16 protein-coding genes and 2 pseudogenes are annotated in these 22829 nt (G+C 55.8%); 7 read left to right on the forward strand and 11 right to left on the reverse strand.

The annotated features are described in order from the left end of the window. Positions 1-2: 2 nt before the first annotated feature. The 10 genes from H045_RS16950 to H045_RS16995 all read right to left on the reverse strand — a co-directional run bounded on the left by H045_RS16950 (position 3) and on the right by H045_RS16995 (position 15929). On the reverse strand, positions 3-836 hold the full coding sequence (locus H045_RS16950) for a vWA domain-containing protein (RefSeq protein WP_015372971.1): 834 nt from the start codon (positions 834-836) through the stop codon (positions 3-5). 167 nt (positions 837-1003) lie between these two features. Continuing rightward, positions 1004-3529 carry an amidohydrolase family protein gene (locus H045_RS16955; protein ID WP_015372972.1) on the reverse strand — a complete coding sequence of 842 codons (2526 nt, stop codon included), beginning with the start codon at positions 3527-3529 and terminating at the stop codon, positions 1004-1006. Beyond that, a complete protein-coding gene (locus tag H045_RS25300; RefSeq protein WP_167325119.1) occupies positions 3526-6153 on the reverse strand; it encodes a hypothetical protein in 2628 nt (875 codons plus the stop codon). Before H045_RS25300 ends, H045_RS16955 begins: the two co-directional genes overlap by 4 nt. A 217-nt stretch (positions 6154-6370) precedes the next feature. Continuing rightward, positions 6371-6778, reverse strand: coding sequence for an SMI1/KNR4 family protein (locus H045_RS16965; protein ID WP_015372973.1), 408 nt, complete (start codon positions 6776-6778; stop codon positions 6371-6373). A gap of 11 nt (positions 6779-6789) precedes the next feature. Next, positions 6790-7377 (reverse strand): HNH/ENDO VII family nuclease, encoded by a 588-nt coding sequence (locus H045_RS16970; protein ID WP_015372974.1) that lies wholly within the window; start codon positions 7375-7377, stop codon positions 6790-6792. Then, positions 7374-10646, reverse strand: coding sequence for an ATP-binding protein (locus H045_RS16975; protein ID WP_015372975.1), 3273 nt, complete (start codon positions 10644-10646; stop codon positions 7374-7376). Before H045_RS16975 ends, H045_RS16970 begins: the two co-directional genes overlap by 4 nt. A 3-nt stretch (positions 10647-10649) precedes the next feature. After that, entirely contained in the window at positions 10650-11573 is a 924-nt protein-coding gene (locus tag H045_RS16980; protein WP_167325120.1) for a hypothetical protein, read from the reverse strand. Beyond that, the gene (locus tag H045_RS16985; RefSeq protein ID WP_015372977.1) at positions 11551-13803 is read right to left on the reverse strand and encodes a dynamin family protein; all 2253 of its coding nucleotides are present in this window, start codon (positions 13801-13803) and stop codon (positions 11551-11553) included. The genes H045_RS16980 and H045_RS16985 overlap by 23 nt, the downstream gene beginning before the upstream one ends. Further along, entirely contained in the window at positions 13800-14714 is a 915-nt protein-coding gene (locus H045_RS16990; protein WP_015372978.1) for a dynamin family protein, read from the reverse strand. Before H045_RS16990 ends, H045_RS16985 begins: the two co-directional genes overlap by 4 nt. Positions 14715-14906: 192 nt before the next feature. Beyond that, positions 14907-15929: a helix-turn-helix transcriptional regulator gene (locus tag H045_RS16995; protein WP_041931526.1), complete on the reverse strand. Its 1023-nt coding sequence runs from the start codon at positions 15927-15929 to the stop codon at positions 14907-14909. An 845-nt stretch (positions 15930-16774) separates the two neighbouring features. Here H045_RS16995 and H045_RS25530 point away from each other — a divergent pair. The 4 genes and pseudogenes from H045_RS25530 to H045_RS17010 all read left to right on the forward strand — a co-directional run bounded on the left by H045_RS25530 (position 16775) and on the right by H045_RS17010 (position 18869). Beyond that, positions 16775-17047, forward strand: coding sequence for a hypothetical protein (locus tag H045_RS25530; protein WP_174446962.1), 273 nt, complete (start codon positions 16775-16777; stop codon positions 17045-17047). 91 nt (positions 17048-17138) lie between these two features. After that, positions 17139-17316: pseudogene (locus tag H045_RS25895) on the forward strand (DUF932 domain-containing protein); the annotation flags it as partial. Beyond that, positions 17316-17774 (forward strand): annotated as a pseudogene (locus H045_RS17005) (recombination directionality factor); the annotation flags it as partial. The pseudogenes H045_RS25895 and H045_RS17005, both read left to right, overlap by 1 nt. A 225-nt stretch (positions 17775-17999) precedes the next feature. After that, positions 18000-18869 (forward strand): hypothetical protein, encoded by an 870-nt coding sequence (locus tag H045_RS17010; protein WP_015372981.1) that lies wholly within the window; start codon positions 18000-18002, stop codon positions 18867-18869. Between the two features lie 209 nt (positions 18870-19078). On the opposite strand, the gene H045_RS17015 is transcribed toward H045_RS17010, so the two are convergent. Further along, positions 19079-19678 (reverse strand): GntR family transcriptional regulator, encoded by a 600-nt coding sequence (locus H045_RS17015; protein WP_015372982.1) that lies wholly within the window; start codon positions 19676-19678, stop codon positions 19079-19081. A 321-nt stretch (positions 19679-19999) separates the two neighbouring features. Here H045_RS17015 and H045_RS17020 point away from each other — a divergent pair, with 321 nt between their 5' ends. The 3 genes from H045_RS17020 to H045_RS17030 are packed head-to-tail and all read left to right on the forward strand — an operon-like array spanning position 20000 to position 22827. Next, positions 20000-21232 (forward strand): NRAMP family divalent metal transporter, encoded by a 1233-nt coding sequence (locus tag H045_RS17020; RefSeq protein ID WP_003235119.1) that lies wholly within the window; start codon positions 20000-20002, stop codon positions 21230-21232. Positions 21233-21253: 21 nt separating this feature from the next. Then, the gene (locus H045_RS17025; RefSeq protein ID WP_015372983.1) at positions 21254-22024 is read left to right on the forward strand and encodes a LamB/YcsF family protein; all 771 of its coding nucleotides are present in this window, start codon (positions 21254-21256) and stop codon (positions 22022-22024) included. Continuing rightward, positions 22021-22827 carry a putative hydro-lyase gene (locus H045_RS17030; protein WP_015372984.1) on the forward strand — a complete coding sequence of 269 codons (807 nt, stop codon included), beginning with the start codon at positions 22021-22023 and terminating at the stop codon, positions 22825-22827. Before H045_RS17025 ends, H045_RS17030 begins: the two co-directional genes overlap by 4 nt. Positions 22828-22829 lie beyond the last annotated feature (2 nt).

Genomic DNA, 22829 nt, shown 5'->3' on the forward strand with positions numbered 1-22829 from the left:
GGTCAGCGCAACTGAGCTGCCCGAGTACCGATATCGAAGAAGTCGACAATTTCGGCGATATCACCGTTAAAAACGAAACCCCGAGATTCCATGGTTGCGTGAATACCCTTCTCTTCTGCAACTTTATGAAGATGCATAGGCAGGGGGCTGGACATACGGAACAACAATTTTGCGTAGTTATCGCTCAAGCCCGCGTCAGAGGAAGGAAATTTAACCGGATCTCCCCCTCTAGTACTCACGTGCAGGTTGAACAACAGAACGCTTCCATCGCTGGTGCTGATTTGTTGGAGTTGCTGAGCAAGCCCCTCGGGATCCCCATCAGTCGATTCACCATCCGTAACATGCAAAACGGTTGGAGGGTAGCTGTCCGGATGGGCATCACACCATGCAACCAACTGCTCCGCGGCGGTTGTGATTGCATTGCACATAGGGGTGCCGCCTCCGGCTTTGGGCTCGAACCACACCGGAAACTTGATGGACTGGTCTACCAAGCCGCCTGCTCCGTCATCAACCCGCTTGACCCGGTCTTCAACGCGCAAAGGATGAGCTTCAATCTGAGAAATCGGATTCAGAACCGTCCCCGAAAGCGCCCCCGACAAGCCGTTCTCAGCAGTAGCACCGGAGTAGCCCAAGACACCAACCTCGAAATAATCACGAGTACCTTCGGACTTTGTGCAGCGGGTAATCAACGTGGCAAAAGTACGATTTAGAACATCCGCAACGAACTGGGCTTTCGACTTCCCATTTGTCATGGTGTCTTGCATTGACCCGGACTGGTCAACCAGGAACAGAAATGCAGTAGGACTGGTACGGCTAATCTCGGCGCTATAGCTCATGTAACCCTCATTGGTAATCTACTCTCCAGAATTCGATCATATAGCATTTTGAAATCATCCTGGAATCACGAAGTTTCTGATACTTGGATTCCATGAGCGATTAATGAGTCTTCAGAGCACAATCTGTCGCTGGTAGATTTTGTTGTCTGAAGCGACGATTCGCCCTCTCACGACAGCAAGGGATGGTGGAAGCGATAAATTCTGCCACGTTCGTTTAATACGCTCAGGCGATGTAACGACTCAGAATCGCCGAGACCGGCTCGCCGAAGTGTGGCGTACAGTAGATAGAACTCGGTTTCGAGATCGCTCGCGAAGATCCCTGGATCGTCGGAACCGAGGCACACCTTAATGTCCGGATCTCCATCCTCAACGTGGCCGGGGACCCGCATCCAGCGTAGAGAGTGATGCTCGCCGATATGATGGTACTGACTGATCCGGACGTTACTAGACGGCAGTGTCTCAATGAGGACCCCCCGATCGGCAATCTGTTGCATTAGCGCTTGCTGCAGTCGGAGGTAACCTTGGGCATCCATGAAGTCAGCCTCTTTCTCGGTCAATTCGCCTGCACGTTTGTGAACCCCTGCGTCGTTCAACCATTCCCAGAGCAGTCCCACTGCCTGAGGCTGGTTCTGGCATGCCGACCTGACCCTCAAAGCTTCCTCGCGCCAGAGGTCGCTCAGCGGTTCGTGCTCCGAGCTTTCGTCACCGATTAGCTGGCGCATCAGGTCAAGGCGACTCAAACCGCGAAGCGCCATCGCCCGTTCGATGTCGCACGCTACCAGCGAACGTCCGAAAATTTGGTGAGCAACCAACTCCAGTTCGCGATGAAGGCGGTGGACGCAGGCTTGCATCTCTGGCACATCCCGCAACAATTGCCACGCGGCGAGCACACTCAGCAACCACTCACCTCGAGGCAGGGTGATTTTACCTGGCATACGATCAAGCCACAGGCTTGGGCGGATCCCCATGGCTGTTCCATGTCCAATACGGTCGCCGTTGCGCAGATCCAGTAGTACCAGTGCATCCCACATGGTAGCTATACCCGACAGAAGGTGCCGGAAGTCTTCACCTGCGTGATAGGTGCGTCGATCCAAACCGGCTCGACGGCAGACACGGAAAACAGGGGCGAAAACGTCTGGGGGCGCGTGTAACTCATTTGCGGCGGCATCGATGCCCCGTACCCATGTCCTTAGTCGAGGCCAGCGGGCAAGTACTGAGAGCAGCACATTAGTAGTTCGACGTAGCTGCATGTCGAGTGGGTAGTGCCTATATGGGCCGGACTTGCCCTTTTGATTAGGCAACCAGTCTAGCTTGATAAAATGTGCGACCAGTGCCAGTCGATGAACGCTTCGATGAGGAAAAGTCGGTCGCTCAAAATAGCGGTCTAGCTCGCTCAACAAGGCAGAGAGAGAGCGAGGTGGTTTGATGGACAATCTGCCAGCAGCAGTAGCATCGTTTAGATAATTGAGGTAGCCGCCCAGTATTGCCTGGAACAATCGGCAAGCTTTTAAAGGATCGACTTTGGGGGCGAAGCGTCCCTCCAGATATCCGACAGTGCTACGTGCTAATCGAGGCCCGTGCATGGCATGAAAGCGCGCTCGAAACTCCCGTTCCGACGGCTCACGAAGCTCCGTCAGAGTGAACTTCTGAAACTGGTCGAACCCATACTGCGCCTCACTCTGAACGAGCAATCGATAGTATTGATTCAGCAGCAGCAGGTATGTATGAAACATCCGAGAAAGTGGGACGCTCGGGTGCTGCCGAAGTCTGGCAACGAGCGCTGCCATCCATGTGAACTCTTCTTCAACATCGGGTTCGTCACGCCACGACGGAGCAGGCACGCTTAACCCTTCAGACCACTCGTCGTTGCCTGCGCTATACAAACTTTGACACGACGATGGCAGTAGTGCGTTCGGCGCGAGCTGGCCATTTGTAGAGCCGATGAGCCAAGAACGAAGCCGGCCTGCAGTCTGCAGATGCTGGTGAAAGACCTGAGGAGTCAGTTCGGGGTTCGTCTGTCCAACCAGCTCGCGAATACGGCCTCCGCTCTTCTCGCGGGTCCAGGCGCTCACAAAATCCCGAGTTTCCGCGCGCGAGTCACGGATTGCACGCAGCCAGCAGATCTCGGCATGCGTGCTGCCATTCAGATGTAGGTGTGATTCGTGCAAACCTTCCCGCTCAATATAGTCTGCGACCGGAGCCTCCTCTGGTCGAAGCAAGGGTACAACTTGGCGTCTCCAAGGGGCTATCTCTCGATTGAATGAGTCGAGCCGCAAACGAAACGAACGGTCCGAGTTGCACTCCCCCGCGCGAAGTATTACATCAGCTGCACCTTGGATTGGGAGCGAAGAAAGCCTGCTGGCAACGCCTTGCTGCCAGGAGCCAAATAGATCGCGATGGATACGCAACTCGCCATGCCGCAGGCTCAGGAACTCATCGACCAGGGCCTTGAGCGCATTGATTAGGACGCCATTTTCAGGCTGCTGCCCTGCCAGGAAGCGCCATGCCGAATCGAACACATGATCCGGAAAGCGTGCAGCCCAAGGCTGGTACGCAAGATAGACGGGCTCCCGCAACTTAGACCATTCCAACTGCTGGGTGAAGGGCGTCTCCCAAGAGAGACGCAGGACCCGGTAGTCCGACAGCAGTAGCGTCGAGAGGAGTGAACCGACGGATGCGGCCTGGGCACTCATTCTTGGGAGGCCTCACCAGCACCACGAGATACAGTTTGTCGGGACCGCGACTCACCCGTTACGGAAACTTTCTGCATGAGCTCCTTGAGGTCTATCGGGCATAACAACCCCTTGATCGCAGCTTCATTCATGTCATCAGGAAACAACGGTTTCAACGCTTGGGCATAATCCAGTTCTGAGTCCAGAAGTCCCAAAAGCAAGGGGCATGTCGCCATAATTGCCGTAAATGGGAAATCATTTCTTTGAGGTTTCGCTGAGTTCAGCTTGTCGACAAACCAGCCAGCCGAAGTTCGAGGGTTGTTCCTGTCGATCTTCGAAATAGTCTTCGACACATCTGGAGTGTCAAGCAGGTGGTGCTCAGCCTCCTCGACCAAGAATGCGTTAATGACGCAGAGTGAAAAAATCTCCATCGCCGTGTCGAATTTAGCACTGGGCTTCAGATCCTCGGCCGCGTTCTGCAGGCTGAAGAAGAGTCGTGTCCAGACCTTGCCTAGAAAAATGCCTGACGGCACAGTCTTCTTAAACAAATCGCGCACGCTTTCGAGCCAAGTATTAATGCTCGTCCATAGTGCTTCTTGTTTAGCCCACTCATTCGACTCAGCCAGTGCGCGTTGCTTATCTTCGCCGTCCTCATCTTCCGGTGTAACATCGCCTTGGCGCGACCAACTTGGACCAGAAACGGTTAAAGACGGATAAGCCCGATCAAAGACCCTACGGGCTTCCAGATCACCTTGGTTATCTGCGGATAGCAATTTCTCGATGAGCCCAATTAGTGTGAAGATGGACCCATAGGTACGGGGATTTGTAGCGCTCACTACATTGACCATACTTAGCGCAAACACGGGCAGATGCGGAATCGCTTTATTATCAACAGCACGTTGGATCACGGCCCGAGCTATCAGCTCGCCCTTTCTCCCTTTCGTACCTCGACGCAGCCCCACGATTCCGGGCAAAACGACACGAGGTTTGTAGTTCACGCTGTAGGGCATTGCGATGACTGCTGTCGCTCGCCGAGCCCAGTCTAGGCTGTCTTCTCTGCGGCCGATCCCCATGTAAGACTTGAATTGGTGCACGCGACTCAATGAAGACGTTGAATCCTTATCGCTGAGATGAGAGTTGGCAAGGTTGAAGAGCGACACACTGCCGGGGCCACGCAAAAGATACCGAAGAGCCGTTCCCGGCTTGCCGGCGCAGAAATTTGGTACCTCCGCTGCCAATGCAGCAAAACAAGCCTTGATGTCCTGTTCTGCCGACATTGGTCGGAGATATGGAGCAGTATCAATGTCTCCGTCCTCTAGTGAGAGGTCGAAAACGGCCAGCGTTAAAGCTGGCAACTCTTTTGCGGCAATCGCATCAGTATCAACGGAAAACTTATAGAGGCTTGTCAGCGCTAGGGCCTGTAAGGAGTGGCTGAGTTCACTGGTCAGATCAGATGACCAAACACCTGACTTCAAGTCGACAGAAGGCGATACCTGCAGATGCGGTGCGCAACTGGACAGCACTTGTAAAACCGAACGCAGAGGTTGCTTGAGCAGAAATTCGGTATATACCGATACGTCAGAGCTGGCTTTAACACGCAGACCACGCTGCACTATTGCTTGGACTACATCCTCCACCAATATCTCGTTCTGGCCCCAAGCAGGATAGGTAGCGTGGCAATTATCAAGAAGCTTGATATTCCACAATGGCTTCAACTGCATCCTCCTCCGTATCGGGAAGAGTTTGAGCAAGTACTGCTCTTCCATATGATCAATCATGCGTAGATATTGGCCCGAGCGGTCGCCTTGCCTTGAACTGCGCTGAAGGTCTAGAGCTGCCTCTGGTCTGCCTGCGACCGTTGTTGCGAAGTGTTGACGCACGAGGAGCGAATAGAGCTCCATGTCCCCCGTCACCAACACCATTACACGGGGGGTATCTAGGTATTTTCGGATGCACTCCAGCAGGTTAATTGCATGCGAGGAATCTGTGTCAGCATCGTCGAAACCAAGCATCAGCCCTTGCACACCGAGGATGCGACACGCAGTCTCGAATAGATGGTGCAACTTTGTTCTCAAGCTAGTGCTGTCGCTCGTACGCTCCAGGCCCCAGTCGAGGAAAAGCTCAGGATCCAGATCGTTGAGCGGGTGGTATTCCTTTGCGAATAAGCTGAGGCCGCCAGCAACTCCCTTGAACGCTCGGCGCCATTCGTCCCGAAGCTGTTCATTATGCATTTGGCGCAGTTCCTTAAGGGCTTCCTCAACCCGCTTGTTGAGGTGCTGCAGAATGACGAGAAGGATGATCTCGCTATGCTCGATGCGACTTGGATCTATCAGAGCGATGAATGCCATCTGACTTTTCAGGTCAACATCCGCCTTCATGGCAGCCTGTACTGAACTCAAAAAAGTTGACTTGCCTGCGCCTCGGGAACCATCAAGGAACTGCGTCCAACCACTACCGTATGGGTAGTCCTGCTTGAGTGACTCTGCGGGTTTCAAAGTGGCGAGGTGTTCGTTCACTTGGTTTCGGAGAAGTTCGTAGTGCCGGCGCTGGACAAGCTCGTTGGCAGAGAGCGCCTTTGCGCTATCTCCTTGATGAAGATTAATAAGCACATCAAAACTTTTCGTTGCGTGCGTTGGCTGGTTCAAGTTGCATCACCCTTGGTTTGCATCGTAAACACCGTCGAAAGTGACTTGCAGGGAAAGAGCACTAATCGATAGTTCACATTGCAAAATTTTGCGATTGTTCTGCCTCGGCTATTGGTTTTAGGCCCAAGTTGGGGGGAGCCTGACACTCGCCCCACACAACTTACGCGACCTAATAGGATGAACGAGACAGAGTCCTATTTGTTCAAACTACCTTCAGCTAGCCGACGAAAACCTGCTTGATTAAAAAGTCCTCCAGGCCCTCCTCCAATACACGACCAATGCCGCCATTCGGTGTAGCCCAAATCAGAACTTTCCGTGCCTGGTTGTCGTACAGATAGTATTGACCATCACCAATCTCCAACAGTGGCACAGTATTTTTCGGGTACGTCGGGTCACGGCCCAGGTCCGAGAATGCGACAAAGACATTCAGGTAATAGTCGTCAGGCACGCCTAAGCCATACGTTTCGTAGGCGTCAAAGACAATGACTCCAAAAGTCGACAGGTAGCGCTTGTACTCGTCAGACAGTGCGAACCCCAGTTTCTGCTCAAGATTCTGGATGCTGGCGGTGTCTACTGGCCGGGTGTCGGCCTGATGGAGATCAACGAGTTGTTCAAGTTTTTTCATAAGATTCGCCCTCAGCGCTGATTCTCAATCTGTTCGGCTCGCGCCTTCCAGTAGTCTTTTCGCTCTTTATCGAAGTCCTCGCGATTGATCTCGGACTCCTTCTGCTTGTTGTGCAGCACGTTATCGTTTCCGTTGCCGCGGTGCTCAGCGCTGGTCAATTCTGCCAATGGCGAGTCCGTTTTTTGCCCAATGTGATGTAACTCGATCGGCTTTCCGTTGGCATCCAGCGGAGCTCTTCCCGACTTCATCCGGTCAAGGTTGGTGGTACCCATGGCATCTTTTTGATCGTAATCGATATCAGTACGAATCAATGCAGGCTTGCCGTTGACATCGGCCGGTTCAAGATTGGCATTTTCATAGATCTTCGCTTCGGCCTCGCTGCCTATGGCATCCAACACCTCTTTCGGAACGCCCAGCAGCTCAAGCCGCTCAAGTGTTTCCGAAGAAATTTCAGGAAGTTCAAGGCGGGTTTCCTGGGTGAGCACGATAGGTCGATCAAGCTCGACAACGATCAGGCAGCGGTCAGGCATTTCACGCGCCAGTAACGCCAGGTTGGACGGAACCTCGGTTTTTCCAGCAAAGAAATTTTCAAAGTTCACAGAACGCTCCCTGTTTCGAGGCGCGCACGCCATGCAGAATAAATATCGATATGGCTCTCGTGCTGGAGGCTGTAATCCTTCATCAAGCATTGCTGGGTCGCCAGCGCCAGCTCAGTGCTCAAGCTTGTCGCTCGCTCATGGAGTAGCTGGTCCAGTTGATTGCTGAGTTGCCCGTAGTCGGTCGCAGTTTGAATGATCTGCTGAACCTGCTGCCGGCAACCGAGCACATCGACCACCAATTGTGCGGCGTAGGCAAATGCTTCGGGCTTGCACAGCGCCGACGGTTTCTCTTCTTTGTGAGCATTGAGCGCCTCGAAAAGCGCGATTTTGCTGCGAGCCAGCAACGGCAATTCACACAAGCCGTTTTCCAGCAACACTAAATCCAAGGCGACTGGCGTGCGGATACGGTTGCTCAGCAGCAGGTTGAGTACCTGCAGGTTGAAATCCTGGCTACGCACGGCGCGCTTGTCATTGGCGTTATACACATAAGGGGTTTCGTGCCCGGCGAATTTCTTCACCTGACAAAGCACCGGCTCCAGCCAGTCATTTTGATAAACGATGGCGACGCCTTTGGGTAATTTGGCGATCTCTTCAAGCTGATCATCACGCAACGCCACCGACTTGCCGATTAAACGACGGTCCATTTCATCCGGCAGACGCATGATGATTTTGGTGTTGGTGTTGCGAATCGCGGCGATATCCACCGCATGGGGCGACTGGTCGGCAATGATGAAACCTTCACCATAGGTGCGCATTTCGGCGATGGCATTGGTCAGCATCTCCACTGACTTGCCGACCACATTTGCCCCTTCAGCACCGCCTTCGGACGGGCTGCGCTTGAGGATGTTGTGCGCTTCCTCAAGGACCGTGACGTGGCGCAGCGGCTGGTTCATGCCACCACCGGCCATTCGGTGCTCACTCAGGCGCATCACCAGGATACCCATGATCAATGCCTTGGTCTCGGACGAGCCGATGCGGCTCAGGTCCACGATTGCGCTCTGATCAAACAACACTGCGCTGTCGATTTCGTTAGCGGTAAAAATCTGCCCATTCAAGCCATTGGTCAGGGATTTGATCCGCGTGGACAGCGAACCGATGTAGTTACCTTTGAGCTCTTGGGAGTACGCGGAGGCCTCGATCACGCTTTGCAGGGTACTGAGCAGATCACTGAACGTCGGAAACAATTCATCGCTGTAACGGTTGGTCGACGCGTCCAAGTCCCAACCACATTGCTGATACGCCTGCAGGATCGCCTCTTTGAGTACGGCAGGCATTGCGGCATACATCGGCCAGCAGACGTTGAAGATTTCCACGAGCCGATCAACGTGCTCCAGCACATGAATGGCCAACGGGAAGCGGAACGGGTTGATGCGCAACAATTCGCTGTGGGCCGGATGCGTGCCAAATACATTGACGTCATCGCGATGACCGAAGACGTGTTTGTACTCGCCCTTGGCCGGTTCGATGACCAAGAACGGCACACCAGCGTCACTAATTTGGCTGAGGATTTCGTAAAGAGTGTTGCTCTTGCCGGCCCCTGTCGAGCCACTGACAAAGACATGGCTGGATAGCTGATCCAGGTTCAACTCAATCGTCTGGGGAAGGTTTTCCCAGAGGTGTCGAATATGCCCCAGGGTCAGACTGCGACCGGCCTGCGCAGGGTCCTGACGACCATCCAGGCGCTGCACCTTGCGTCCGAACGCCTGGGTTTCCACCACGGCCACCGTCGAGGTAGATCGACGCGGCAAGCTCAGGGCAATCGCCATTTCTTTGCTAGATACAAGGGCCGCGGGCGTCAGGTGGTGGATGGGAATCTGCCTCGAAAAGCAATGTTTGATCTGCGGATGGCTGAAAGTGCCCAGCCAGTCGAGCGCCGAAGATTTCTGTTCCGAGGTCCAGGTGGTCAGCGCAAAATCCTCGTGACTGGAGTTGCTGCCGCGAATCAGGCCGAGAAAGAGGCTGGCCAACGCTTCGGAGGAGGCGCGGCTATCGCCGATGAAGTACGCAGCGGAGTTCCAGCCGCCATAAGTCTTGGCCTCATCGATGCGCTGCAAGTGATGGTCGATCTTGCCCAGCAGTTGCTCGATGCTTTTGTCAATTGTCTCGATCGATATCTGCCGATTGGCCCCGGTGGTGCGGTTCAACGAGCGGCTGTCGGTGGTGCCCGTAGTAAGAGTCGAGGAGGTGGTTGATGCCGTCGATTCTCCGTAAGAAGTCCCGTGACTTTCATTGTTGCTCTCTGAGCGGGAGTGACTGGTGCCGGTAGTGCCCTGCTCGCTGAGCGTTGCAGCCAGCGCGCCGCCTAACTGAGCGCCGATCATAGTGCCGACACCAGGTGCGAGAAGCGACCCTAGCAGCATGCCACCGGCCGAGCCTACCAGGGCAGCAGCTTTGGCGCCCGTTGTCTGGGCGCTGGAGGAGTCGGAGGTGCCGTTGGTCTCAGTGGTGGATGTACCCAGGGTATGAGAGGTCCCGCGAGTTTCCGTCAGGCCCAGGCTGTGCCCCAAGGACTCGCTCAGATTGTGGCTCAGGCTCAGCCCTACACTGTCGCTTTCTTGCTCGCTGAACGATAGCTGCTGCTTGAGCAGCGGCGATAGTTGGGTCGCGACCTGTTCGTAACCGACACGGATTAGCTCCAGGTTGGAGGAGGACACTGACTCGGCGAGGATGATTGCCTGGTAGACCCTGCGCTCGGCTGCGTCGATGAAGCGCTCCAGCCCCTGCATGAAGTGATCGCGGTTTTCCGTGGACAGCGAAGGTACGCCTGTCACTGCGGTAATGCTTGCCGAAGGGTTGGACTTCTCGAGCTGCACGCTGGTCAGCAACGCGCCAGCCTCAATCACGTCCAGCGCTTGCAGGGCACTGCCAGAGAAGTGGCCCTTGAAAGTCTCGCGCAGTAGTTCCCCGGAGTTGTGCCCGAGCATCTTACCGGGCTCGCCACGAGTGCCGATGTAGAGGTCGGTTTCGATGCCATCGGACTTCAGGAACAGAAACACCGAGTACCCGGCCGCACCCAGCGCGGTATAAGCGGCTGTGGTGCTTTCGAGGACCGATTGCTTGTTGTCCTGGACGATACGCTCGATGCGGAAGATCCGCAGGTCGCCGGCATGCTTGAACAGGGACGTGCCCTGATTGAACGCTGCGACCGGATACTGCTGCAAATCCGCCAGGTAGCTGCGGTTGATCAGCGCCCGGCTGGCGTCAAGGTTGGCACGGGCGTTGTCGCACAAGTCACGCACGGCAAGTGATTGTTGGGTCAGCTGGTTCATGGGTTATTTCGCCATCGACACGATGAGTACCACCAGCGCAGCCAAAGCACCGCCTACCAGCAGCGCGGCCTTCAGGACCGGATTGAGGCCACCGCGGGCGGGCGGATAGGGCGGTGTATGCTGTTGCTGTCTGCCGGATGCATGTGGGGCTGCCGGGGCTCGGGCCGGGGTGCTCTCAAGCACGGGTGCAGCCTCGGAAACAAAGCCCTTCACGCCCTTCTGGCGTAGCGACTCGCGAACCTCGATCAGGTGCAAGAAGCGTTTTTCGCAGAAGTTGGTGTCGAGGTAGACCTCCTGCGTATTGAAGTAGTCAGCGGTCCAGTTCCCACGGTCCAGGTCAATGCCTCGGGCAAAGGTTTTTTCTTCGTAAGCGTCGCACAGGTCCGGCTTGTGCCGCAGCACCCACTTCAGTGACTCACGCAAGGTCTGGCTGTCGTTGTGATTGACGTTCAATTCCAGGTGCAGGGCGGTGCGGATGGTCAGCAGATCGCCTTCGCCAACAAACACCTGGAGGTTTTTCGACGGCGTGAAATTACTACCCTGGCTCACTGGTGGCTCCACTGTCTCTTGGACTTGCTTGGGTGCAAACCCTTTGCGGCCTTGTTGCCTGAAGTGCTCTCGCACGGTTATCAGATGCCCAAGTCGAGCTATTGAAAAGTTCTGTTCGGCGCAAAAAATCTGCCGGGTGAAGTAACCGTCGCTCCAGCCATACGCATCGTTGTCGAGGGCTGCATAGGCTTCATTTTCCAGATGAGCGTCGAACAGATCCGGCGTCTGGTCCTGCATCTGCTGGAGCATCTCGCGCATCAACGCGGTCTCTGATGCGGCCTGTTTCAACGACAGGAGAAAGGTCTTGCGTGCCTGGTTCGAACGTTCAGTCGCAGTGGTCATAGAGAACTCCTGTTCAAACAGCCAAGGTTTTATCAAGCTTGATCTTGAAGCCATCGATCCACGCCTTGGCGGCGCGCGCGTCTTCCAGCGCCTGTTGGCGGGCTTCGCGATCGATCAGTTTGTTCTGCAGCGAGGTCAAGATCTCAGCGAATTTTGGGTCGAACTCGCGCGCCATGAAGCCTAGAAAGTGCTCCAACAACTGATCTCTGCCATCGTTGATCTGCTTGCGGGCACTGTCCACGAGTTGCTTGAACTCTACAGTCACGCGTGTTTGGCGGTCCGCCCATAAGTCATCAAGGTTGACATACTCCTCTGTTCCATATTCCTTGACCGTTCGGGTGCTGCCCCACGAAAAGGGGTTGTACCAACTGCTCGCACTCTCCTCCCGCGTGCCGATCACGACACTCTTCGTCGAGACATCACCGGCCTGCACTTTCAGGTTCAACGAGATGTTGGCCACCGATTGCCGAACACCTTCCAGCGCTGGCAGTTTCAAGTGCTGACTATCCTCGAAAAGCGCCAGCACAAATCGCTGGTACTCCGCCTTGAGTTCCTCACCAATGATTTCCTGACTTTTCATGAATGCCTTTTCGTATTCGTTGACCAGCTTATTGAACTTGAACCTCACCAACGAATCCGCTTCGTCGACCTTGGCTTTGGCCTTGCTCGGCGAAACATTTCCCTTCAACTCACCGGCAACTTCTTTGATGAACTCCCTGATCTCGACATCCAAGTCCACCAGCACATCTACAGTATCCTCGGGCAAATCCATCTTTTCCCGCTCAAGCCTGTCCTTGAACGCATGGGTGTCGAAACCTCTCTCCCTGCGAGACTTAAGTCCCTCGATCTCCTCGTTGATATGCCCCAGTGCACGCTCATCCTGGTCCAACTGCTCGATCAGGCTGGCTTCATTAAGCCCCACCTCGATCACCTTGTTCATAGCGTCATACGCACGCTTGAGGCGATGCGGGAGGTTGTACTTGTCGATGTACTCGTCAATCAGCGCTTCCACGGCCGGCAAGCCGCTGGCGAGCAACAGCGGCGCGAGCTGCTTGGCTTGCAGCGCGCGCATGACTCGCGACGTGATCGGCATGTACTGGAGCATATTCATGCTAGGTTCTTCGCTGAACAAATTGCCCATGCTGTAGAGGTCATCACGCTCCTTGCGCGACTGCAGGGACACCGGTTTGCGCAGCAGACGTGTTAGGTTAGCCGATACCGGATAGATCAACGGGTTCTGGATATCGTTGGCCTCCAGATACGCCTGCACACGGCCCAGCGCCTTGGACAGGTCTTCCTTCTCCGGGTCGAACATATCCATCTTGTTGATAACGAAAATGAAGCGGTCCCGGCTCTGCTTGCCGCCCTTGCGCATGGTCTCGGCCACTAGGCCCAGTAGATTGCGGTCATCATTGGTTCCCAGTTGGGTGGCATTGAGCACATACAGAATCAGCGGGTTCCGCCGCGAATCCTGTATGAAGCCCATGGTCGTACGTTCGTGATCATCGTCCTGGCTGTTGTTCGGCCCGGGCGTGTCTGTCAATACCAAGCGAACGCTCTCACGCTCCTGGATCGCATAGATGTCACCCTCGATATCGATACGATGTGTGTCATCCAAAAGGTTCCACTGCTCCATCGTGGGGAGGTCGACCGCCTCCACACTTTCGAGTGTCTGCAGCCGCACATCGAGACGACGAGCACTGAAGTGGTCTTTCATCGCGCCGTTGTCGGTGATCCGTGCAATGGTTGCAGTGGTCGCCTCGTTCGCCGCAGGAAGCAGGTCGCGGCCAAGCATCGCGTTGATCAAGGTTGACTTGCCCGAGGACATCGTCGCCACCACATACACGTCAAAATCGCGATTGAAGGCCTCTTCGAACGACGCATGGGCTTCCAGGTTTTCCTCGATATACGCCGCGAACCGCGGATATTCGCGAGCTTCGTCCATCAAGCCACGAATCTGGTCCAACCGCTCTTCGGTGGGCAGTGCCTGGTTCCAGGTCACCCGCACTTGCATGCCGCTGGCGATTGCAGCGTCGGCAGCCTCGACGACATCAAGGTAATCCGACTCGACACCGGTGAATAGGATGTGGAACTGATTATCGCCGTTGAACAACTGGCTCAATTCGTCGAACAGTTTCTCAACCCAGAGTTGCAGACGCGCGATCTTGTAGCTCGACAACTTGCAGCCATCAGCCGGTGCTTGGCCACTGATCAGGAACTGAGTCTCGACGATGAATGGGTTATGGATGATTTCAATAGTATTCATGGTTGCTCATCTAATCGGCGTTGATGATGGATAAGGGCTTCAACGGTTTTGAGCCCACTTATTGTGACCAACTGGTGCAATTGGTTTTTATCGTAGGCACGGGTATCCAGTGCCTTGGTTCGCTGTCTGCGTTCCAGGTTGTTGAGTGATGTGAAGACTCGGCGCTTGACCAGTTCTGGCGCGACGGTGGCATTGAGCAAATCGCGCTTGTTCACTTCCAGGTCATCCAGTACCTGGCGCAACTTGGAACGTTGCGCGCGCGTCAGTGTTTCGGCACTCAGGGCCTTGCGCGCGTACAACGCTGCACTGGCCATTGTCGGAATGATGATCGGCTGCTCAAAACCGATATCGCGCAAATAGCGCTGGGCGTTGTGCACATAGCCTTGAATGCTTTCGCCCTTCTCGGGATCGAGCAAATCCACTTTGTTGAGGATGAAATAAATCGGCTGGGCAGGCTTGGCGGCGAGCTCTTCGCGCAGCTGTTCGAGCAGCAACCGGTCGTCACGAGTCCCCAATTGGCTGGCGTTGAGCACATAGCAAAGCGCATTGAACGACACCGTGCGGATAGCCTCCAGCATCAGTCTGGCGTGGTTTTCATCCTGGCTGTTGTTAGGGCCTGGCGTGTCGTGAAGTACCAGCCCGGGCGCTGGGCGCGGCAGCACTTTGAATGTTCCGGCCAAGCTGATGCGCTTGACCTCGGCATTGGCGTTCCAGTCCTGTAGCAAGGCTACCGACGGGGAATGCTGGGAGGCCAACTCGGTGTCCTTGGAGCAATAACAGGCGCCACTGAATCGACGGGCGCCCTGGCGATGCTCCACACGGGTCAAGCAGGCAGTGGTGGCTTCATTGGCGGTATACAGCAGTTCCTGGCCAATCAGCGCGTTGATGAACGACGTTTTGCCTGCGCTCATTGTGGCCAACACCAACACATCGAACGTGGTGGTAACAGAAGGTTCCGCCCTCCTGGCCTTTCGAGGTTTTGCAGGCGTAGCGGTGGAGCCCGTCATCAGCTTCTGTCCCTATTGCCGGGTGCCTTGGGCACCAAACACGTGTTAATCCATTGGAGGTTGATCAGCCGCAGTCTTGCACGGCAGTGCGACAGTTCATGTCGCGCAATCAGTCGACGCGTAGAGGTTTTGCATACTGTTCAATCTGGCGCTGATCTCATCGACCCAAACCTGCGGCCCATGCACGCGGATGTTGTCGTTCAGGCCAAAGATCCACCACAGCGTTTCACGATCCAGCGGAACTTGGGCGTGCAGACGCTTCCAGGTATTCGAGGGAATATCGCTCAAGGTCTGCTCATGACTCAGCGGGGTTTCGCCGAGCAGGACGGCAATCTGCGGATGAACATCCGCGATCAGTTCCACGTGAGTGTTGGTTTGGCGTTGACTGAATATGCCGCTCGCAATGTAATCGTTCACATCAAAGTTGGCGTGCAGCACGGACGGCTCATCAAGTACACGAACGTGCTGAATACGATGCAGAGCAAACTGGCGCAAATCACCATAGCCATCCACGGAGGCCAGCAAGTAGCTGATGGCATGCCGCGATACCAGGCCCGCAGGATGCAGGCGAAACTGTTTGAGTTCGCCCTTGCTCCGACTCCGATAGGTCACTTGCAATTGCCTGCGCTCCAGCAAAACGGCAGACACTTGCCCCCAGACTTCAGGGTTGATTGCAGCTGGCAGCAAGGTTTTCCCATTAGGAATCGCACACACTCGTCGCGCCCAATCGGCCAATCCGTTATGACCGAGATCGCCCAGGAAGTTACGTGCACGTCGAAATTGCGGACCAAGCTGATCCAGAACCGTCTGCGGCAGCAAGGTAACCAGATGGCTTTCCGACAGATACAAAGCCAGTGCTGTGGAAGCATCCATATCTTCCAGCTTCAATGGAGCATCCCGAGTGAAACTCCAGCGGAAAGGGGTCTCGCTATCATCGCATTGCAACGAAAAAGGTATCGATAACCGATTCAAATCACGCTGAACCGAGCGAAGTGTCACGGAAAAACCTCTATCGCGAAGCTTTTCGAGCAGGGTCGGGGTTGCAATACGCTGCGGCTCGGTGGGAATCAGGCGCAGTAATGCGAATAGCCTGAGCAGCGTATCCTTCGCTTGAGACATGGTGACTACCTTGTTTGCAGTTCAACTGATAGCCCGCAGGCTGATGCCAATTTGGCATCGATGCTACTGACTAAAATGGCTTATTGCCATCTATTGTGGTCAACATGAGACTTTAGTCTTTCGACAGCGGCGCGCCAAACTTGAGCTTCTGCTTTCCTCTCAGCCGGGAGAAGACTGGCGCCCTGCCTTGTCACGCTTCAGTTCGCTGTACTCGCAATACAGTTCATAGCCTTTCTTCAGCACCACACAAAAACCGATGACGGCAAATAGATTTTTCATGATCGTAATATCCTAGGTTTTTTGGTCATTTTCCAAGGTAGAGCGACAAGGTGTGTCGCGACTCTGAAGCGTCAATCGTTGAGGCTAAGAAATTGATCCAAGCGGGTTCTGAGGATTTCATGACGATTGGCTTCTCGCCCCTCCAGCGAAGGGGTATGACATTCAGGACAAAGGATGAACGCTGCTTGGCCGAGCGATGCCAAATCGTTGTGAGGTAGAACTGTCTCTTTCCAAGAACAGTAAGCGCACACAAAGGTGAACGGACGCGGGGAGATTGCCATAGCGGTGTCCTAAGCTGTCGGATGGCGCTAGCTTGGGGTACAGGTACGACAATGTGTGTCGCCTCGTTTAACAGACAAAACTCATCATAATTGCGGTCGAATACAAGCGGATCAGTGTGTTCGCTGCCCTAGCGACCAAATCACGTGCACATAGGCGTACTAATTCGATTCAAAAAAATCCCAACTCTACATAACAGCAATGACACCATTATCAGGAAGATTCATCCCATGTCATTGCAGTGTCCTCGTTGTAGCTCCCCTAAAGTCGCTTCATTCCATCACGCCATGAAAGTCGGCGCTGCCATCGGCACTGTGGGTGGTGCTGCGCGTGGCGTCAGCGCTGCGCTTGCTGGCGGTCAGGCCGGTGCGCTGATTGGCGCTATCGCCGGGCCTGTCGGCATCACGCTTGGCTCTGTATCAGGCGCCATCCTCGGCGGGTTGGCCGGCGGTGTCGGCGGTTGTGCTCTCGGCGCCCAACTGGGTGAGTCGCTTGATCGCCACGTCCTGGCCCATAACCTCTGCTTGCTATGTGGACACCGCTTCAACCTCCCGACCTAACCAAATCAACGTCACTTCTATTTATTGCGTCCGGACGGTGCTGCGCGATGCGCAGCCTTTATGCCGGCGCGCATCCAAAGGAATCACCACCATGGCTCATCTCGTCGAAACTATGGCCTACGCTGGCGTAACTCCCTGGCATGGCCTGGGCAATCAGCTCACTCAGAAACAACCGATCGAAGTTTGGCAACGCGAAGCCGGGATGGACTGGGCGATCCAAGAAAGCCCGGTGCACTTCAAAGCAGAGCTGGCCGGTCACCTAGGCTCCACCCTAGCGGCTCGCCTGCAGTACTTCAAAGCTATTTCCGGTAATCGATTGGCTTGCCTGCCGCTGGAGTTGCGCCTGCGTGGTAAGTCAACGCGGCAAAGCCATGGCACACCAATTTTCTACGTCGATCTCACGGTGCGCAGCGGTGTGGACATGGCCGAGGCACTGCAATCTGCGAATGAGCTGGATGCGCAACGACAGGCGGTTGGCTTTGATCAGGTAGCGCTGGATGAAACCGCGCAACGTGGCTTTGGCAATGGTGCCTTTGAGGACAGCGAAGAAGACGCCGGTGCAGTGATTGAAGAGTTTTACCTCACCGAAGAAATCCCATGTTCAACCACAAGTATTTCCCCGCGCTCTACGAAAGCCAGCCTATTCGAGAAGCTGGACACGCAAGCCCAGTGCCACGCCCCATCGACAGATAACCATCAAGGTACCCCAAATGCGCCTACACAAGCTGGCAGTGAACTCATAACGCAGGTAAAACGAAGCCAGCGTGAACCGAGCCTTCGAATCAAGCTCCCCTAAATCCAGTGATAAAAGACTATTTAGCATATGAATTCCGGAAATAATCACAGCTAAATATACCCTATTTTTGCGAGAAAAATCTAATAACGTTATTCATAACGTTATCAATAATGAATATACTAGCCCTAACCAATGTTCCAGCAGGAATAGATGAGAATGGGACGCAAAAGAGTAGTTGGGCTGGATTGGCTTGATCCTGAAAATACGAATCAACGCCTTTGGGCCTTGAAGTATTTGCAAGCGAAAGGCTTAGAGAGAATTTTCGATAGCGGGAAGAGGATCCTTCCGAATGAGCTTCCGTCCCACACCGAAATGCTGGATACAGGCATGTATATCGAGCAGGACGCTGGCGCGAGCAAACTATTTCGCGACATGAAGGATGCTTGGCGCCAGGAGAGAGACAGAAACAAGAAAAAGGAGAGCGGCCGCCAAGTGTGTGCATTCACTCTGAGTACAGCCACCAAGAGCCATCTACAAACCATGGCCAAAGAGCAAAAAAAGAGCCCCGCCGTGCTGCTGGATAGCATGATTACAAAGGCTTACTCAGCCCATGTGCGCAGACAGCAAAGGCAACTGCCGAAACAAACTCTGCAAGGGAATCGTCAGCACACAATTCAAGACCTTCACGAGATGTTCGTCGGAGGCGCCATACAATCCGATAACTCAGCCATCCCCAGCCACTCCTTAACTGAAGAATCGATGGGTAAACCGGAGCTGCTGGAGCAGAAGTCAGGCGAGTACACTTCGGTAGCTTCAAATGAGCGCTCTAGATCGCAGGCTGCCCCAGAAATCGTTGAATCTCTGCTTGAGCAGGAAGAGGCTATTACCCTCATTCCAGATTCATCCTGCAATAGTCAAATGCCCTCCGCGGCGGCAGAGGATGATCAGCCAGAACAAGCAGCACCGGTGGACTTAAATTCAAGCCCGACCGATGATTTCCCTCACGCTCAAACCGACAACCCTTCACCCGTGGTGAAAATCAGTCCCCAAAAGAGAAAAACGTTCAGGTTATCCAGCGTTCGCTAACCAAAAGCCTGGGACAAGGAACAAAGTGATTAACTGTCCGATCTGAAGCGACATACAATGTTTGGCATTCCAAATGGCATTCCATACAAAAAATTAAACCGATCTTTTCCTTAACAAACAACAAGTTATATTTCCTGTTCAGATTACCCCGGCCCACATATACATCTAAAGACGTCCACGGACGTCTTTTTTTGTGCCTGCAACCTCCCCTATCCCCTCCCCCTACGCTCAAACGCCGCCAACAACGTCCGCTCCGACTGCACCAAATACCCCTCCAACATCACCACCGCATCCCCCGCGCGACCTTCCTCCACACATCGAAGTATCGAAGCATTCATATCCAGAAACGGCAGGTGCAAAAACTGCGGATCATTAAGCAATCCAAACGCCAGCCGTAACTCAGCCGAGATCTGCCCGTAGAACACCAGCAGGCGCGGGCTGTCGGCGAGTTCGACGATGGCGGTGTGGAACGCCATGTTGGCCGTGCCCACCGCTACCCAGTCTTTGGCTTCGCGGGCGCGGGCGCCGGCTTCGACGGCTTGCTGCATGTGCAGGGCGCCGGGGTGTTGGGGGTAGCCTTGGGCGATGGCCTTGCATTCGATGAAGCGGCGCACGCGGTAGATGTCGATGATCGAGGCCATGTCGGGCGTTGCGACGGTGACGCCGCGGTTGGGTTCGTGTTTGAGCAGTCCTTCGCGGGTCAGCACTCTGAACGCTTCTCTCAGGGTGTTGCGCGAAATATCCAGGGTGTCGGCCAGTGCGGCTTCGGACAGGCGTTGGCCGGGCACGAGTTCGCCTTCGACCAGCATTCTGCGTATTTCCTGGGTGATGGATTCTCCCAGCGTGCGAGGAAGAGTGGGAGCTGCGTCGTTCATAAGAAATCCAAGGTAGGAATAACCGCGCGGTTATTCCATCAGAGCTGGGTGCAAGGCACAAGGATGACGCAGGGAGCGTGCTTCATTAAGTAGCAGCTTGCGGGCTCTGGGTAACAATTGAGTGCATATGAATGACTCATCGATAGTCTATTGTTCAACAATAAATCCTTTATCAACCAACACTTAAGCACTGAAACATGGCTTCTGGCACACACATTGCTCAGTCGAGGTATCTCTCACCGTAGGAACGATGCCGTGACACAGACTCCTCAAGCGTTCACCAAAGACCGGCGCGCCTCTCTGGTGGCGGCGATTTTCATGATGGCGACGTCGGCCATCGGGCCGGGTTTCCTGACGCAGACGGCGACGTTCACGGCGACCCTCGGCGCGGCATTTGCGTTTGGCATCCTGGCGTCGATCCTGATCGACTTCGTGGTGCAGTTGAACGTCTGGCGCATCGTATCGCTGACCCGGATGCGTGCAGCCGACCTGGCCAACGCGGCAATCCCCGGGAGTGGCTACCTGCTGACGTTGCTGGTGCTGTCCGGCGGTCTGGTGTTCATGCTGGGCAACATCGCCGGTGCGGGCCTGGGCTTGAATGCATTGACCGGTCTGGACCCCAAATGGGGCGGGGCATTGAGTGCGTTGCTTGCGATTGCGATTTTCTCGTCACATCGCGCCGGTATTGCCATGGACCGCATCATGATGGCGCTGGGCATTCTCAAGGTGTGCCTGATCCTGTTCGCAGCCTTTGCCACCCATCCGCCGTTGGGCGAGGCCCTGCGTCAATCGGTGTGGCCTGACTTCATCGACTTCGCCGCCATCACCACCATCGTCGGCGGCACGGTCGGCGGCTACATCACATATGCCGGTGCGCACCGGCTGCTCGACCGGGGCACGGTGGGTGTGGAAAACATTGAAGCGGTTTCCAGGGCTGCACTGACCGGCATTCTGGTAACGGGTGTGGCGCGCTATGTGCTGTTTCTGGCGATACTCGGGGTGGTGGCCAGTGGCGTCGTTATCGATGTGTCCGGCCAGGGCGCCAACCCTGCGGCCCAGGCGTTCCATGCGGCGGCGGGTAATATCGGCATGATGATGTTCGGCCTCGTACTGTGGGCGGCGGGGATCAGCAGTGTGATCGGCGCTTCGTACACGTCGATGTCCTTTATTACTGTGTTTTCAAAGCGCATCACCGAGCGTGTGCGTCATCTGGCCACCGTCGTGTTTATCGTCATTTCGCTGGCTGTTTATCTGATGCTGGGCAAACCACCGGCGGCGCTGCTGGTGTTCGCCGGCGGCTTCAACGGGCTGATCCTGCCGCTGGGCCTGAGCATCTTCATGTACGTGGGCTGGCGCCGCTCCGATCTCATGGACGGCTACCACTATCCTCGCTGGTTGCTGGTGCTTGGTATCCTGACCTGCCTGTTGTCGTGGTTCATGGCCTACAAATCGGCGGGTGCCATCTTTGCCTTTATCGGCGCGGCCTGATTTAACCGGAGGTAACCTTTGATGCGTGCAATTGATCTTAACAGCGACCTGGGAGAGAGCTTCGGCGCCTGGAGCATGGGCGACGACAGCGCGATGCTCGATGTGGTGACCAGCGCCAACGTTGCTTGCGGTTTTCATGCCGGCGACCCGGCCGGCATTCTGCGCACCTTGCAAGCCGCCGCCGCCAAAAACGTCACCATTGGCGCCCATGTGGCCTACCCGGACAAGGTCGGCTTCGGTCGCCGCAACATGGACCTGGCCAGCGATGAACTGACCGCCGACGTGATCTACCAGATCGGCGCGCTTCAAGGTTTGGCCAGGGCTGCCGGCACGTCGGTGCGCTATGTAAAACCCCATGGCGCGCTGTACAACACCATTGCCCATGACCGTCGCCAGGCACTGGCAGTGATCGCCGCCATCCGCGCCATCGACCCCACGCTGATACTGGTGGCCCTGGCCGGTTCCTCGCTGATCCAATGGGCGCGCGACGAGGGTTTGCAGTGTGTTGCGGAGGCCTTCGCCGACCGCGCCTACACGCCGCAAGGCACGCTGGTGTCGCGACGTGAACCGGGCGCGGTGCTGCACGATCCGAAGCTGGTGGCCCAACGCATGCTGCGCCTGGTGGAAGATGGCACCATTGAGGCCATTGATGGCACGCGCACGCGCATCGAGGCCGATTCCATCTGCGTACACGGCGACAGCCCCGCAGCCGTGGACATGGCACGAGAACTGCGACGCGTGCTGGAGCAGGCCAACCTGTCCGTGCGGCCTTTTGCGGGAGATCGCCCATGAATGAGTTCGCCCGCGCCCGCGAGGCGGCCATTGGCGCTGCCCGGCAAGCCCGTAAAACCTACCGTGACGGGCTGATCACCCCCACGGCCGGGATTGCCCCGGGCATGACCCAGGCCAATCTGATCGCCCTGCCGCGCGAATGGGCCTACGACTTTCTGCTGTACGCCCAGCGCAATCCCAAAGCCTGTCCGGTCCTTGACGTCTGCGACGCGGGCAGTCCGAGCACGCTGCTGGCGCAAGGTGCAGACCTGCGCACCGACCTGCCCCTGTATCGCATCTGGCGGGACGGGAAAATGGTCGACGAAGTCAGCGATGCCACCCAGGCCTGGGCCGAGCACGACGACATGGTGGCGTTCCTGATCGGTTGCAGCTTCACCTTTGAAACCGCCTTGCAGGAAGCGGGCATCGAAGTGCGCCATATCGCCGATGGCTGCAACGTGCCCATGTACCGCACCCACCGTGCCTGCCGCCCGGCGGGACGCCTGCACGGTGAAATGGTCGTGTCCATGCGCCCCATCCCGCCGGATCGCGTGGCCGAGGCCAGCGCAATCTCTGCGCGCTATCCCTCCGTCCACGGCGCTCCGGTGCACATCGGCGAGCCTGCGCTGCTGGGCATTCAGGATTTGAGCCGCCCCGATTTTGGCGACGCCGTGCGCATCGAGCCTGGCGAGGTTCCGGTGTTCTGGGCCTGCGGCGTGACGCCCCAGGCGGCAGTGGCGGCGTCGGGCGTGCCCTTCGCCATCACCCACGCGCCCGGCCATATGTTCATCACCGATGTGCCTGACAGCACTTACCACGTCTAGGA

Source organism: Pseudomonas poae RE*1-1-14 (assembly GCF_000336465.1).
Lineage (GTDB): Bacteria > Pseudomonadota > Gammaproteobacteria > Pseudomonadales > Pseudomonadaceae > Aquipseudomonas > Aquipseudomonas poae.

What these genes read in the sequence shown, in the direction of transcription:
- H045_RS16950 (WP_015372971.1), bottom strand. Translation starts at nt 836, where the DNA reads ATGAGCTATAGCGCCGAGATTAGCCGTACCAGTCCTACTGCATTTCTG.
- H045_RS16955 (WP_015372972.1), bottom strand. Translation starts at nt 3,529, where the DNA reads ATGAGTGCCCAGGCCGCATCCGTCGGTTCACTCCTCTCGACGCTACTG.
- H045_RS16965 (WP_015372973.1), bottom strand. Translation starts at nt 6,778, where the DNA reads ATGAAAAAACTTGAACAACTCGTTGATCTCCATCAGGCCGACACCCGG.
- H045_RS16975 (WP_015372975.1), bottom strand. Translation starts at nt 10,646, where the DNA reads ATGAACCAGCTGACCCAACAATCACTTGCCGTGCGTGACTTGTGCGAC.
- H045_RS16985 (WP_015372977.1), bottom strand. Translation starts at nt 13,803, where the DNA reads ATGAATACTATTGAAATCATCCATAACCCATTCATCGTCGAGACTCAG.
- H045_RS16990 (WP_015372978.1), bottom strand. Translation starts at nt 14,714, where the DNA reads ATGAGCGCAGGCAAAACGTCGTTCATCAACGCGCTGATTGGCCAGGAA.
- H045_RS16995 (WP_041931526.1), bottom strand. Translation starts at nt 15,929, where the DNA reads ATGTCTCAAGCGAAGGATACGCTGCTCAGGCTATTCGCATTACTGCGC.
- H045_RS25530 (WP_174446962.1), top strand. Translation starts at nt 16,775, where the DNA reads ATGAAAGTCGGCGCTGCCATCGGCACTGTGGGTGGTGCTGCGCGTGGC.
- H045_RS17010 (WP_015372981.1), top strand. Translation starts at nt 18,000, where the DNA reads ATGGGACGCAAAAGAGTAGTTGGGCTGGATTGGCTTGATCCTGAAAAT.
- H045_RS17015 (WP_015372982.1), bottom strand. Translation starts at nt 19,678, where the DNA reads ATGCTGGTCGAAGGCGAACTCGTGCCCGGCCAACGCCTGTCCGAAGCC.
- H045_RS17025 (WP_015372983.1), top strand. Translation starts at nt 21,254, where the DNA reads ATGCGTGCAATTGATCTTAACAGCGACCTGGGAGAGAGCTTCGGCGCC.
- H045_RS17030 (WP_015372984.1), top strand. Translation starts at nt 22,021, where the DNA reads ATGAATGAGTTCGCCCGCGCCCGCGAGGCGGCCATTGGCGCTGCCCGG.